We start from the raw sequence: 12,984 nt of genomic DNA, 5'->3' as shown, positions 1-12,984 counted from the left end.
TATGGAGGCCGCAGTCTTCAACCTCCGAACCGAAAGTGGCGGCACATGTCCGAACGCAAGCTTTTCCTTCTCCCCGGCGATGGCATCGGCCAGGAAACCATGGCGGAAGTCCGCAAGTTCATCACGGCGATGAACGAGAAGTTCGACGCCGGTTTCGTCACCGACGAAGGCCTGGTCGGCGGATCGGCCTATGACGCCCATGGCGCGGCGATCTCCGAAGAAGATATGGAAAAGGCGCAGGCTGCCGACGCCGTGTTGTTCGGCGCGGTCGGCGGCCCCAAATGGGATTCCGTTCCCTATGACGTCCGCCCGGAAGCCGGCCTTCTGCGCCTCCGCAAGGATCTCGCGCTTTTCGCCAATCTCCGTCCGGCGATCTGCTATCCGGCGCTCGCCAACGCCTCCTCGCTGAAGCCCAAAATCGTCGAAGGTCTCGACATCCTGATCGTCCGCGAACTGACCGGCGGCGTCTATTTCGGCAGCCCCAAGGAAATCATCGATCTCGGCAACGGCCAGAAGCGCGGCATCGACACGCAGGTCTATGACACGTTCGAAATCGAACGCATTTCCTCGGTCGCCTTCGAGCTCGCCCGCACACGCGGCAACAAGGTCTGCTCGATGGAAAAGCGCAACGTCATGAAGTCGGGCGTGCTCTGGAACGAGGTGGTGACGGCGACCCACAAGGCGAAGTATTCCGACGTGACGCTCGAGCATATGCTGGCCGACGCCGGCGGCATGCAGCTCGTCCGCTGGCCGAAGCAGTTCGACGTCATCGTCACCGACAACCTGTTCGGCGACATGCTGTCGGATATCGCCTCGATGCTCACGGGTTCGCTCGGCATGCTGCCGTCGGCCTCGCTCGGCGCGCCGGATCCGAAGACCGGCAAGCGCAAGGCCATGTATGAGCCCGTGCACGGCTCGGCGCCGGATATCGCCGGCCAGGGCATCGCCAATCCGATCGCCATGATCGCTTCCTTCGCCATGTGCCTGAGATATTCCTTCTCTATGATCAAGGAAGCCGATGCGCTCGAAAAGGCCATCGCCAATGTGCTGGAGAAGGGCATCCGCACCGGCGACATCATGGCCGAGGGCTGCAAGAAAGTCGGCACCGTGGAAATGGGCGACGCGATCCTCGAGGAGTATCTCACCCTCGCGGCGTGACGCCATGAGGGAATTGAGCGCTGCATGACCATGACGACGACGCCCCGGATAGGCTTTTCGCTGGCGGAACTCAGGGCGACGGGGCTGTTGAGGCCCTATTTCGCCCTACCGCTCATCGTCGCGGTTTCCGTCATCATGGGATTGCAGTTCGACGCCTGGGCTGGCGGCCAGATGGGCCGCTGGCCGGTCTGGCTCAGCCATCCCAGCCGGCTGATGACCGATTACGTCAAATCCGGCTGGATCTTATGGTCCAGCGCCGCCTTGATCGTCACCATTTATGTCAGCTATCGCGACATGGGTGGCGGGGCGGTCAGGGATTTCACCCGCCGCCTCATCGGGGCGGCAGCTTTCGTCTTCGCCAGCGTCGCCGTCTCCGGCCTTGGCGCCATGCTCCTCAAGAACGCCATCGGCCGCGCCAGGCCCGCGCTGTTCTCGGAAGCCGGCGCTTTCGCGTTTCGGCCGTTCGAGATGCAGTTCTTCTATCAGGGTTTTCCCTCCGGCCACGGAACCACGGCCGGCGCTTTCTTCACCGCCCTCGCCATTCTCTATCCCCGCTACTGGCTGATCTGGACCGCCCTGGGCGTCGTGCTCGCTTCGACGCGGGTGTTCGTCGGCGCGCATTATCCCTCGGATGCGACGGCGGGCTTCCTGCTCGGCGCCTGGTTCGCTTTCGCCATTGCTTGCATTTTCCATGCACGCGGCTGGTGGCCCGACCGGCGACGGCGTTGAAGCCGGTCTTCAACGCGGCGCAATGCAAAAGAATGGGGCCCGGCAAGTTCTGCCGGGCCCCTGTCGTTTGACCTTTTGAGACGCTTCAAAGAGCGTGCACGTCGTTGTGCCTGGTTTCCTTGAGGAAGATCATGCCGATGATCAGGCTCATCACCGCGATCACGATCGGGTACCACAGGCCATAATAGATATCGCCCTTGGCCGCCGACATCGCGAAGACGATGGCCGGGAGCAGGCCGCCGAACCAGCCGTTGCCGATATGATAGGGCAGCGACATGCCGGTGTAACGGATACGGGTCGGGAACATTTCGACCAGCATGGCGGCGATCGGGCCGTAGACCATGGTCACATAGATCACCAGAACGGTCAGGATGGCGATGCACTGCAGCCAATTCACCTGGTCCGGATTGGCGACGATCTTGAACTCGCCGCCCGCCGGCACTTTGTAGACGGGCATCTCGGCGACGCCTTCCATCTCCTTGGCGGTGGCGTATTTCTCGCGGATGATCTTGGCTGCCGACATGGTCTCGGGGGTCAGCGCGCGGATGGCCGCTTCGTCCATGTTGAGTTCCGGATTGGCCGCCACGAAACCGGCGATCTTGGTTTCCGGCACGAAAGCGGCGCCGCGGGCCAACGGATAACCAGCGTCCTTGAGGGCGAAGAAGGCCGCCTTCTGGAAGCTTGCGTCGAGCCCCTTGGCCTGATCGCCGGCCTTGGCGGCGTCATAGCTCTGCACCGTCTCGTTCTTGATTTTGACGGTCGCGGCGGTCCCGGCGGGAGCGGCCACGATGTCGTAGGGGATCGAGTTCTTGGTCAGGAAGGCGGTGGCGATGTCGCAGGACGTGGTGAATTTGGCCGTGCCGGTCGGGTTGAACTGGAAATTGCAATCCGCCGGATCTGCCGTCACCGTGGCGCGAATCTCGGCCTGCGCCTGGGCGAGGGCGGGATTGCCGGCCCAGGTCAACGCCTTGAACAGCGGGAAATAGGTGAGCGCGGCCAGCGCCAGGCCCAGCATGATCACCGGCTTGCGGCCGATCTTGTCGGACAGCCAGCCGAACACCACGAAGAACAGCGTGCCGATGGCGAGCGAGATCGCCACCATGACATTGGCGTCCTGCAGGTCGATCTTCAGCACGTTCTGCAGGAAGAACAGCGCGTAGAACTGTCCCGAATACCAGACGACGGCCTGACCTGCGACCGCTCCGAACAGAGCGAGAACGGCGATCTTGGCGTTCTTCCACTGGCCGAAAGCTTCCGAGATCGGCGCTTTCGAAGTCTTTCCCTCTTCTTTCATCTTCTTGAAGGCGGGAGATTCGTTCATCTGCATGCGGATCCAGACCGACACGCCGAGCAGGGCCACGGAGATCAGGAAGGGAATGCGCCAGCCCCATTCGGCGAATGCGTCGCGTCCGAGCAAGGTCTGCACGCCCAGGATCACCAGCAGCGACAGGAACAGGCCGAGCGTTGCTGTTGTCTGGATCCAGGATGTGTAGAAGCCGCGGCGATCATCGGGCGCGTGTTCGGCGACATAGGTCGCGGCGCCGCCATATTCGCCGCCGAGCGCGAGGCCCTGCAGCAGTCGCAGAATGATGAGAATGATGGGCGCGGCGATGCCGATCTGCGCCGAACCGGGCAGAAGACCGACCACGAACGTGGATACGCCCATGATCAGGATTGTGACGAGGAAGGTGTATTTGCGGCCGACGATGTCGCCCAACCGTCCGAACACCAGCGCGCCGAACGGACGCACGAGAAAGCCAGCCGCAAAAGCGAGCAGGACGAAGATGTTGCGCGTCGCTTCAGGGTAGGAATTGAAGAAGGCGACGCCGATATAGGCTCCCAGCGAGCCGTAGAGATAGAAGTCGTACCATTCGAAGACGGTGCCGAGAGAGGAGGCGAAGATCACCTTCTTCTCTTCTCGCGACATCGGCCGGCCGCGGCTGTGTGTGGCTGCAATATCCGCCATGTTGAGATCCCCCAGTCAAAACATGCCGGACAGCGCCTTTCCTCTAAGGCCTTCATGGACTGCCGGCATATCCTGAATGATGTCACGATGTGGCGCGAGCGGGCAGATGGGCTTTGGGATTATGACGAACGTATTAGGTGCATCGCAAAAAGCGCATCCACCCCGCAGTAGGCGCATTCGTCCCGACATCGCGGCTTGACTCCGGGCCAAAAGCCGCTAGAGGTGAGCGCCGAAAGGGAACCGCCCATGTCTGGCCATGCTCGAGCCTCGCTCCTGATGCGCCGTCCGGATCAACGATCCGGCGGACGGTCGCTTTTTTCTCCTGTTTGCAAAACCAGGGCCACCAAAACGAAGACGAAAACCGTCTGACGTTCCTGGCCCGCCGCTCTCTCCCCGGCTTTAGGCCGGGAGCGGGAACCCGACGCGATGTCTTGCGGTCCGGTTCCGATCCAGCAACCGGCGGAGAGAAAAGAAAGAGACGATCATTATGGGTTTCAAAGTCGCAGTCGCAGGCGCCACCGGCAATGTCGGTCGCGAAATGCTCAACATTCTCGCAGAACGCAATTTTCCCGCCGATGAAGTCGTGGCGCTGGCCTCGAGCCGCTCGCTCGGCACAGAAGTCTCCTTCGGCGACAAGACGCTGGTGGTGAAGAACCTCGAAAATTACGATTTCTCGGGCACCGATATCTGCCTGATGTCGGCCGGCGGCGACGTGTCCAAGAAGTGGTCCCCGAAGATCGGCCAGCAGGGCTGCGTGGTGATCGACAATTCCTCGGCCTGGCGCTACGATTCAGAAGTGCCCCTGATCGTTCCGGAAGTGAACCCTGACGCGATCGCCGGCTTCCGCAAGAAGAACATCATCGCCAACCCCAATTGCTCGACCGCCCAGCTGGTGGTGGCGCTGAAGCCCCTGCATGATCGCGCCAAGATCAAGCGCGTCGTCGTCTCGACCTACCAGTCGGTCTCCGGCGCCGGCAAGGACGGTATGGACGAGCTGTTCAACCAGACCCGCGCCGTCTTTGTCGCGGATCCGATCGAGAACAAGAAGTTCACCAAGCGCATCGCCTTCAACGTCATTCCCCATATCGACGTCTTCATGGAAGACGGCTACACCAAGGAAGAATGGAAGGTGCTGGCCGAGACCAAGAAGATGCTCGACCCGGCCATCAAGGTCACCTGCACCGCCGTGCGCGTGCCGGTGTTCATCGGACATTCGGAATCGGTCAACATCGAGTTCGAGAACGAGATCACCGCCGACGAAGCGCGCGATATCCTGCGCGAAGCCCCGGGCTGCCTCGTCATCGACAAGCATGAAAACGGCGGCTATGTGACGCCTTACGAATGCGCCGGCGAAGATGCGACCTATATTTCGCGCATCCGCGAAGACGCCACCGTCGAAAACGGCCTGAACATGTGGGTCGTGTCCGACAATCTGCGCAAGGGCGCCGCGCTCAACGCCGTACAAATTGCGGAACTTCTTATTAACCGTGGCTTGATAAAGGCGGCTTAAGCAAAGTCTCACGAATATGTGACCCGGAATAAGCGTCGAGACCCTGCGGGAAACGTCATTCTCGCGGGGTTTTTTCTTGATGACCGAGCCGTGAGACTTGTAACTAAATTAGACCGAATCGGCGCCTTTCGCGCCGTTCCGCTGGGTGAGGCGCTGATGATTTCGATTTCCAAGCAATTGGCCGCAGGCATGGCTGTCGCGGCATTTCTTCTGACCGCCCCGGCGGCTTACGCAGCCGCTTGCGGCAACACGTCCAAGGGCTTCGACGCCTGGGTGGACAACTTCAAGACGGAAGCAGCAGGCCGCGGCGTCAGCGCCCGCACGCTCGACAAAGTGTTCTCGTCGGTGTCCTACAGCCGCGCCACTATCCGCGCCGATCGCGGCCAGAAGAGCTTCAAGCTGAGCCTGGACGAATTCATGCGCAAGCGCGGCGCGACCACCATCGTCTCTCGCGGCAAGAAGATGCGCTCGGCCAACGCCGCCCTGTTCAACTCGCTCGAAGCCCGCTACGGCGTGCCTGCGGGCCCGCTGATCGCCATCTGGGGCATGGAGACGGGCTTCGGCTCCTATCTCGGCAATGAGCACACATTATCAGCGGTTTCGACTCTCGCCTTCGATTGCCGTCGGTCCGACTATTTCACCGACCAGCTCTATGCGGCGCTCAAGCTCGTGGAACGCGGCGATCTCCCCGTCAATGCGCGCGGCGCCGCTCACGGCGAGATCGGCCAGACGCAGTTCCTGCCCAAGAATGTCGTGACCTACGGCGTCGACGGCGATGGCGACGGCCATATCAATCTCGTCGGCTCGCGCGCCGACGCTCTGGCGTCGACCGCCAATTTCCTGCGCGGGCACGGCTGGCGCGCCGGCGCAGGCTATCAGCCGGGAGAACCCAATTTCGCCGCCATCAAGGGCTGGAACGCAGCAAGCGTCTACCAGCAGGCGATCGCCATCATGGGCGCGCAGATCGACGGTCAATAATAGTTTGCCGATCCGGCAGGGCGACGCGCAATCGTATCGCCCTGTCTGGAGCTCAGGACGAGACAGGCTGCTCGTCGTCTTTCTTCTCGATCGCTTCGAGATCGGGCCGGATGAAATCGCCGGTCTCCTGATTCATCACCCATAATTCGCCCGTGGAAATATCGAACCAGGCGCCATGCAGGCGAAGCTTCTGCTTGCTCTCCAGGATGGAGACGCAGGGAAACGTCCTGAGATTGGCGATGGAGTTGCGGATCGACACCCGCTCGAGCGTCCGCTGGCGTTCCGTAGGCGTCATGAATGTGTAGTGCTGCACCTCTTCCGCAGTCGGACGCAGCAAATTCATCCACTTGCCGATGAAATCGCCGGGGGACAGCGGCTCGCCGCCATAATTCAACGCGGCGTGGATGCCGCCACAGCGGCCATGCCCCATCACCACGATGTCGCGGATCTTGAGCGATTGCACGGCGAACTCCAGCGCCGCCGAGGTGCCGTGATAATTCTCATCCGGCGCATAGGGCGGCACGAGATTGGCGACATTGCGCACCACGAACAGTTCGCCGGGTCCGGAATCGAAGATCGTTTCGGGCGCGGCGCGGGAATCGCAACAGGCGATCACCATGGTCGTCGGCGTCTGACCCTTTTCCGCCAGCTTGCGATAGCGGTCCGATTCGCTGGAGTAACGGCCGTTCATGAAGGCGTTGTAGCCCTCCAGCAGTTGCGAAGGAAATCCGGTCACATCCATTCCTTTCATGAGGTGCGGTTGCGCGAGGGATGCAGAAGATGACGCATCTGCACCATCGCCATCGGCGTCGAAAAACTGTGATGATCCTCGGCCAGCATCAATTCATCCGAACCCCGCTTGACCGCCCGCGCCAGGATTTCGAACACCGACGCCGTCGCCATCTGCAGGGCGCGCTCATCGCTGCCGCCCTTCAGCAGGCGGGACAGGAAAAGCGCCGCCGTGAGATCGCCAAGACCCTTGGGCGCGTCGTTGACCAGCCGGTGCTCGGCAAGCAGCGCGTGGCGATCTGTGAGCAGGAGATTTCCGGTGCCGCCCGCCATCATCGCCACGGCCGACGTTACCAGCACCCGGCGAGGGCCGAGCGCAATCGCGGCGTCGAGCGCCTGGGCGTTGCTGTCGAGCGGCGCGCCAGCCAGCCAACCGAGTTCGAAACGATTGGGCGTGGCGATGTCGGCGAGCGGAATTAGCTGATCGCGAATGACCGATGCTATGTCCTCGGCCACATACAGCCCGCCTTCATCGCCGAGAACCGGGTCGCAGAGGTAGACGAGATCGGGCGCGCGCGCCTTGAGTTGGCCGATGAATCGCGCCGCCGCCTCCGCCTGGCCCGAGCTGGCGAAATAACCCGTGATGACCGCGCGGACCCCGCCCGCGCCCGGAGAAGCGGCGAGATCGTCGAGTATGGCCGAAAACCCCTCATCGGGCAGCGCAAGGCGGGTCGAATTCCCATGCCCGGGATGCCAGGGAAGGATCACCGTCGGCAGGGAGAGGACAGGATGCCCCATCGCCTCCAGGCTGAAGACGACGGCGCGATTGCCGACCGATCCGCGGACGACCTGGCTGGAAATGGCGACGATTTCCGCCGGCGCGTCATTGCCCATAGTTCTACCCCGTCTATTCCACGCCTTGATTGCCGCAGTGCAAGAAATTGTCAACCTATTATGAACCCGCCGGCGGCAAAGCCCGCCTTGAACGCGGTTCAAGGCCATGCGACGGTGAAACCGCATGTGAAATACGACGGGATTGTCATGACGACTGCGGAAGCGACGCCGGCAAAGCCGAGCCGACGGGCAATATTCGGATGGATGATGTTCGACTGGGCGGCGCAGCCGTTCTTCACGGTGGTCATCACATTCATCTTCAGCCCCTATTTCGTGTCCCGCATGGTCGCCGATCCCGATCAGGGCCAGCAATATTGGAGCAATATCAACGTCGTCTCCTCGATCATCATCGCGCTTCTCGCGCCGGTGATGGGGGCGATCGCCGATGCGAGCGGCTACAAGAAACGCTGGATCGGCGCCTTCGCGGTGGTCAAGATCCTGTCGCTGCTGCTTTTGTGGCAGGCCGCGCCCGGCAGTTCCGTTCTGTTTATCGGCATGTTGATCGTGTTCGCCTCGATCGCGGCGGAATTCTCGATCGTGTTCAACGATTCCATGATGCCGCGGCTGGTGGACAACGCCAATGCCGGCAGGATTTCCAACATCGCCTGGGGCCTCGGCTATGCCGGCGGGCTGGTGTCGCTCTTCGCCGTGCTGCTGTTCATGGCCGGCTCGCCGCAGACCGGCAAGACCCTCATCGGACTCGATCCGATCTTCGGACTCGATCCCGCTCAGGGAGAGGATGCGCGGGTGACAGGACCGCTTTCGGCGATCTGGTATCTCATCTTCATTCTGCCGATGTTCCTGTTCACGCCCGATATCCGCAAGAGCGTGCCGATCGGCCGCGCGGTCGGGCAAGGGCTGCGTGAGTTGCGCAGCGCGATCCTGTCGCTCGGGGAACGCAGACCGCTCCTGCGCTTCCTCATCGCCCGGATGATCTATCAGGACGGGGTCAACGGCCTGCTGATCCTCGGCGGCGCCTATGGCGCGGCGATGTTCGGCTGGGAAACGACCGAGGTCGGACTCTACGGCATCATGCTGGCGGTGGTGGCGATTTTCGGATGCTGGGCGGCCGGCCATATCGACAGCGCCTTCGGCTCCAAGAATGTCGTCATTCTCTGCCTGGTCCTGCTTCTCATCGCCACGATCGGCGATATCTCCACCACCCGAGACTTCACCCTGTTCGGCCTGATCCCGCTCGATCGCGGCGACACGACCGGCCTGTTCAGCACCCAGGGCGAACGGATCTATATCCTCTTCGGCCTGTTGATCGGCCTGGCCTTCGGTCCCGTCCAGGCGTCGTCACGCTCCTATATGTCGCGCAGCGTCGAGGCGGAGGAAGCAGGCCGCTATTTCGGCCTCTATGCGCTGTCGGGTCGGGCGACCACCTTCATGGCGACGGGCCTCAATAGCCTGATGATCTGGGCGAGCGGTTCTGCCCGGGTCGGCATGGCCTCGCTGATTCTCTTTTTCGTGGTCGGCCTCGTTCTGCTGATCGCCACGCCCTATCCGGCGGACAAGAAGGCGTGAAAAAACCCGCCTTCCCTGAAAGAAGGCGGGTGAAATGAAGCCGGCTTCGCTCAATGGCGGAAGTGGCGCATGCCGGTGAACACCATGGCGACGCCATGGGCGTCGGCCGCGTCGATCACCTCCTGGTCGCGCATAGAGCCGCCTGGCTGGATGACCGAGGTCGCGCCGGCCGCAATCATCGACAGAAGACCGTCCGCGAACGGCAGGAAGGCTTCCGACGCCGCAGCCGAGCCGCGGGTCTTGGGCTCGGCCCAGCCGGCTGCCTTGGCCGCATCCTCGGCCTTGATCGCGGCGATGCGGGCGGAATCGACGCGGCTCATCTGCCCTGCGCCGATGCCGGCGGTCTGGCCGTCCTTGGCGTAAACCACGGCATTCGATTTCACATGTTTGGCCACCGTATAGGCGAATTTCAGGTCCTCGATTTCCTGCGCGGCCGGCGCGCGCTTGGTGACGACCTTCAGTGTGACGTCGTCGATTGCCCCCGCATCGCGGGCCTGAACGAGCAGGCCGCCGGAGACGGTCTTGGCCGTCAGCCCCGGATGACGCGGATCCGGCAGCGCGCCGGTGGTCAGGAGCCGCAGATTGGGCTTGGTCGCGATGATCGCCCTGGCCGCGTCGCTGACCTCGGGAGCGATGATCACTTCGGTGAACAGCTTGACGATTTCCTGCGCGGTCTCGGCGTCCAACAGCGAATTCAGCGCGATGATGCCGCCGAAGGCCGAGGTCGAGTCGCAGGCGAGCGCCTTGAGATAGGCGTCCCGGAGCGAGCCGCCGGTGGCGACGCCGCAGGGATTGGCGTGCTTGATGATGGCGCAGGCCGGACCCTTTTCGGGTGAAAACTCCGCCACGAGCTCGAAGGCCGCGTCGGTGTCGTTGATATTGTTGTAGGAGAGCTGCTTGCCCTGGAGAAGCGCGGCGGTCGCCACGCCGGGGCGGTTTTCGCCCGTCACATAGAAGGCGGCCTTCTGATGCGGATTCTCGCCATAACGCATTTCCTCGCGCAGCACGCCGCCGACGGTGCGGTAGCGCGGCGCGTCGACGCCGAGATCCTCGGCCATCCAGTTGGCGATCGCCGTGTCGTAAGCCGCCGTGCGGGCGTAAGCCTTCTGCGCCATCAGCTGACGGAAGCGATAAGGCGTGCCGCCTTCGGACTTCAAATGGTCGACCAGCGTCGAGTAGTCGGCCGGATCGGTGATGACGGTCACGTAAGCATGGTTCTTGGCCGAAGCGCGGATCATCGCCGGCCCGCCGATATCGATATTCTCGACGCTTTCCGGGTAGTCGGCGCCCTTGGCGCGAACCTCTTCGAACGGATAGAGATTGATGATCGACAGATCGATGGCGGAAATCCCGTGATCCGCCATGGCCTTCTGGTGATCGGCGTCGTCGCGTATGGCGAGAAGTCCGCCATGCACGTTCGGATGCAGCGTCTTGACGCGGCCGTCCATGATTTCCGGAAAGCCGGTGACCTGGGAAACGTCGGTGACCGCGAGGCCGGCCTCCGACAGCGCCTTGAACGTGCCGCCGGTCGACAGGATGGTCACGCCGAGCGCGATCAGGTCGCGGGCCAGCTCCACCACGCCTGATTTGTCCGATACCGAGATGAGCGCGGTCTTGACGGTCACCAGATCCGGCGCGGGAATTCGTTTCGATTGCACGGCCATGCCATGAGCCCCCTGAAAGCGATGTCTGCCGCGCCGTTAGCACAGGCGAGCCACGGTTTAAACCCGCTTTCGGCAGTCGCCAGGCTTTACGGGCTCAACCCGGGCCGCGATGGGTCAACACCCACTGGATTTCCGGCAGTAGACCCGCTGTATAGGAAAGCTCAAGCATGCGGCTGGCGCGAACGCCGCTCGGATCGGCGAAGAACACGTCGTCTTCGATGAGGACTTCCGCGTCCATGCAGACGAAGGTCCATTGTTCGCCGTCGGGCGCCACCAGCCGAACCTCGTTCTCGTCGATCCGACGGATGTCGATCTGCGGATGGATGTGGAAGCGGATCGAGACCTTGTCCAGCCGGTCTTGGCCGACGTCGGAGCCTTCGGCCGTCCTCAGCCGGTCCTTGCCGCGCAGCAGCGCGCCGGTGGAATTGATGCTCAGCGTGCGCTCATGCACCAGTCCGAACAGGCCGACATAACCGTCATGCGCGGCGGCCACCGCCTGGCCGCCCTCCTCCGCGTCCTGCCTGCGGAGCTGCACCGCGCTCGGCCCTTCGAGGATAGGCGGGCCGTCGCTCTTCTTCTTGACCATGCGGGCGGACGACGTGTCGTTCAGCGTCAGTGTCGAATGCGCCGCCGTGGCGCGCGCCAGCTGCCGGTAATGGTCGCCGGCGAAATGCGGCGAGCCGGAATTGATGATGAAGCGGTGTTTCCCCGACGACAGCTCGAAGGAGAGACAGCCGGCATGCGCCTCGCGCGACATGTCCTGGGTGACGGGCAGGCCGACATCCATCAGCACCACCGCGCCGCCCGCAGACAGCCGCTGATAGCCCATATGCGGCAAGGCCTTGAACGGCGCCCCCGCCGTCTCGTCGTAGCGCAGCACCGACATCAATTCGCGCGCCAGCGTGGAGGTCGCGCCATTGAACAAAGCGAGTTCCCCGCCCTGGTGCCGGAAGAAGCGCAGGGCCGGGAACATCCGGTCTATGGTCGGCACCAGCCTTACCGGCAGGTCGTGGCCGAGATTGACATAGGTCTGCCTGAGCGGCAGCAGGTCGAGCAGGATCTCCAGCCCGGCGCGGGGGTTCCGCGAAATGTGACCGCCATCGGCGAGGATCTGCCGCTCCAGTTCCGCATCGAGCAGGCTCGCAGCCTTTTCCACCCGTTTGGGCGACATCGGCGTCGCCAGCGAGGCCATGGCGAGCGCAATCCGCGCCGTCAGACGCGGCATGCCGTCGGCGCTGGAGGGCGCCATGGCTTCGAGATAGCGGATGTGGTCGGAAATCGACCGCAGGAACCGTCGATAGAACGCCATGTCGGTGTTCTTGAGCAGGACCGTCGAGTGCGACAGCCATGCGATCAGCCTCTGGGCAGCCAATCCGGTCTCCCAGACGAAGCCGGACATCTGGCGACCATGCGCGGTCAGCCATTCATCCGCCAGCCGCCGGGCGACCGCTGCATGCGCGTCGTTCTTGGAGGCGCGGACATGTCTCAGCCAGGAAAAGCCATGCAGACGATTGGCGAATTCCTTGGAGGGCAATTCGAGCAGAAACGGCGAACGCCCTTCGCTGATCAGCAATCGTCCCGCCAAGGGGAATCGTCCTTCGGCGATCTCTTCGGCGACGAAGGGATCAGCCGCGCGCAGATCGGTCGGCGCCACCAGCAGCCGATCCGGCGGGCGGCGCAGACTCGGGATTGAGGCGATTTTCCAGGCGGTCAACCGCCCCAAAGCCCGTCGCATGCGCTCACTCATGACCGAGGCCGCGTCCCATGTTTCTCGAACGGAGGATGGTCCAGCATTCAGCCAATACAATTTTCCTAATACAGCACGATGT

10 protein-coding genes are annotated in these 12,984 nt (G+C 62.8%); 5 read left to right on the top strand and 5 right to left on the bottom strand.

Annotation, left to right across the window (positions count from 1 at the left end):
* Nucleotides 1-45 precede the first annotated feature (45 nt).
* Together leuB and H2O14_RS12850 are read left to right on the top strand one after the other, a co-directional pair.
* Nucleotides 46-1,158 (top strand): 3-isopropylmalate dehydrogenase, encoded by a 1,113-nt coding sequence (gene leuB, locus H2O14_RS12855; RefSeq protein ID WP_182827962.1) that lies wholly within the window; start codon nucleotides 46-48, stop codon nucleotides 1,156-1,158.
* A 24-nt stretch (nucleotides 1,159-1,182) separates the two neighbouring features.
* A complete protein-coding gene (locus tag H2O14_RS12850; RefSeq protein WP_182827961.1) occupies nucleotides 1,183-1,887 on the top strand; it encodes a phosphatase PAP2 family protein in 705 nt (234 codons plus the stop codon).
* 85 nt (nucleotides 1,888-1,972) lie between these two features.
* Here H2O14_RS12850 and H2O14_RS12845 read toward each other — a convergent pair whose 3' ends face one another.
* On the bottom strand, nucleotides 1,973-3,853 hold the full coding sequence (locus tag H2O14_RS12845) for an MFS transporter (protein WP_182827960.1): 1,881 nt from the start codon (nucleotides 3,851-3,853) through the stop codon (nucleotides 1,973-1,975).
* A 487-nt stretch (nucleotides 3,854-4,340) separates the two neighbouring features.
* Here H2O14_RS12845 and H2O14_RS12840 point away from each other — a divergent pair, with 487 nt between their 5' ends.
* Together H2O14_RS12840 and H2O14_RS12835 are read left to right on the top strand one after the other, a co-directional pair.
* A complete protein-coding gene (locus H2O14_RS12840) occupies nucleotides 4,341-5,363 on the top strand; it encodes an aspartate-semialdehyde dehydrogenase (RefSeq protein ID WP_182827959.1) in 1,023 nt (340 codons plus the stop codon).
* Between the two features lie 156 nt (nucleotides 5,364-5,519).
* Nucleotides 5,520-6,341 carry a lytic transglycosylase domain-containing protein gene (locus H2O14_RS12835; RefSeq protein WP_409526920.1) on the top strand — a complete coding sequence of 274 codons (822 nt, stop codon included), beginning with the start codon at nucleotides 5,520-5,522 and terminating at the stop codon, nucleotides 6,339-6,341.
* Between the two features lie 52 nt (nucleotides 6,342-6,393).
* Here H2O14_RS12835 and H2O14_RS12830 read toward each other — a convergent pair whose 3' ends face one another.
* Together H2O14_RS12830 and pdxY are read right to left on the bottom strand one after the other, a co-directional pair.
* Nucleotides 6,394-7,083, bottom strand: coding sequence for a carbonic anhydrase (locus tag H2O14_RS12830; protein WP_182829361.1), 690 nt, complete (start codon nucleotides 7,081-7,083; stop codon nucleotides 6,394-6,396).
* A 5-nt stretch (nucleotides 7,084-7,088) separates the two neighbouring features.
* Complete coding sequence (pdxY, locus tag H2O14_RS12825) at nucleotides 7,089-7,964, bottom strand: pyridoxal kinase PdxY (protein WP_182827958.1); 876 nt, start codon at nucleotides 7,962-7,964, stop codon at nucleotides 7,089-7,091.
* A 147-nt stretch (nucleotides 7,965-8,111) separates the two neighbouring features.
* On the opposite strand from pdxY, the gene H2O14_RS12820 reads away from it, so the two are divergent.
* Nucleotides 8,112-9,491 (top strand): MFS transporter, encoded by a 1,380-nt coding sequence (locus H2O14_RS12820; RefSeq protein ID WP_246697376.1) that lies wholly within the window; start codon nucleotides 8,112-8,114, stop codon nucleotides 9,489-9,491.
* A gap of 50 nt (nucleotides 9,492-9,541) precedes the next feature.
* Here the strand turns inward: H2O14_RS12820 and purH are convergent, their stop codons facing one another.
* Together purH and H2O14_RS12810 are read right to left on the bottom strand one after the other, a co-directional pair.
* Entirely contained in the window at nucleotides 9,542-11,155 is a 1,614-nt protein-coding gene (gene purH / locus H2O14_RS12815; protein WP_182827957.1) for a bifunctional phosphoribosylaminoimidazolecarboxamide formyltransferase/IMP cyclohydrolase, read from the bottom strand.
* A gap of 94 nt (nucleotides 11,156-11,249) precedes the next feature.
* Nucleotides 11,250-12,902, bottom strand: coding sequence for a heparinase II/III family protein (locus tag H2O14_RS12810; protein WP_246697375.1), 1,653 nt, complete (start codon nucleotides 12,900-12,902; stop codon nucleotides 11,250-11,252).
* Nucleotides 12,903-12,984 lie beyond the last annotated feature (82 nt).

The organism is Rhizobium sp. G21 (genome assembly GCF_014158035.1).
In the GTDB taxonomy this organism is placed as follows: Bacteria; Pseudomonadota; Alphaproteobacteria; order Rhizobiales; family Rhizobiaceae; genus Rhizobium_E.
Note: the sequence above shows the minus strand (reverse complement) of the source record. Positions and strands in the feature narration are given on the sequence as shown.

Excerpts from the sequence above, each read along its gene's own strand:
- purH (WP_182827957.1), bottom strand. The coding sequence starts at position 11,155 with ATGGCCGTGCAATCGAAACGAATTCCCGCGCCGGATCTGGTGACCGTC.
- H2O14_RS12845 (WP_182827960.1), bottom strand. The coding sequence starts at position 3,853 with ATGGCGGATATTGCAGCCACACACAGCCGCGGCCGGCCGATGTCGCGA.
- leuB (WP_182827962.1), top strand. The coding sequence starts at position 46 with ATGTCCGAACGCAAGCTTTTCCTTCTCCCCGGCGATGGCATCGGCCAG.
- H2O14_RS12840 (WP_182827959.1), top strand. The coding sequence starts at position 4,341 with ATGGGTTTCAAAGTCGCAGTCGCAGGCGCCACCGGCAATGTCGGTCGC.
- pdxY (WP_182827958.1), bottom strand. The coding sequence starts at position 7,964 with ATGGGCAATGACGCGCCGGCGGAAATCGTCGCCATTTCCAGCCAGGTC.
- H2O14_RS12810 (WP_246697375.1), bottom strand. The coding sequence starts at position 12,902 with ATGAGTGAGCGCATGCGACGGGCTTTGGGGCGGTTGACCGCCTGGAAA.
- H2O14_RS12820 (WP_246697376.1), top strand. The coding sequence starts at position 8,112 with ATGACGACTGCGGAAGCGACGCCGGCAAAGCCGAGCCGACGGGCAATA.
- H2O14_RS12835 (WP_409526920.1), top strand. The coding sequence starts at position 5,520 with ATGATTTCGATTTCCAAGCAATTGGCCGCAGGCATGGCTGTCGCGGCA.
- H2O14_RS12850 (WP_182827961.1), top strand. The coding sequence starts at position 1,183 with ATGACCATGACGACGACGCCCCGGATAGGCTTTTCGCTGGCGGAACTC.
- H2O14_RS12830 (WP_182829361.1), bottom strand. The coding sequence starts at position 7,083 with ATGGATGTGACCGGATTTCCTTCGCAACTGCTGGAGGGCTACAACGCC.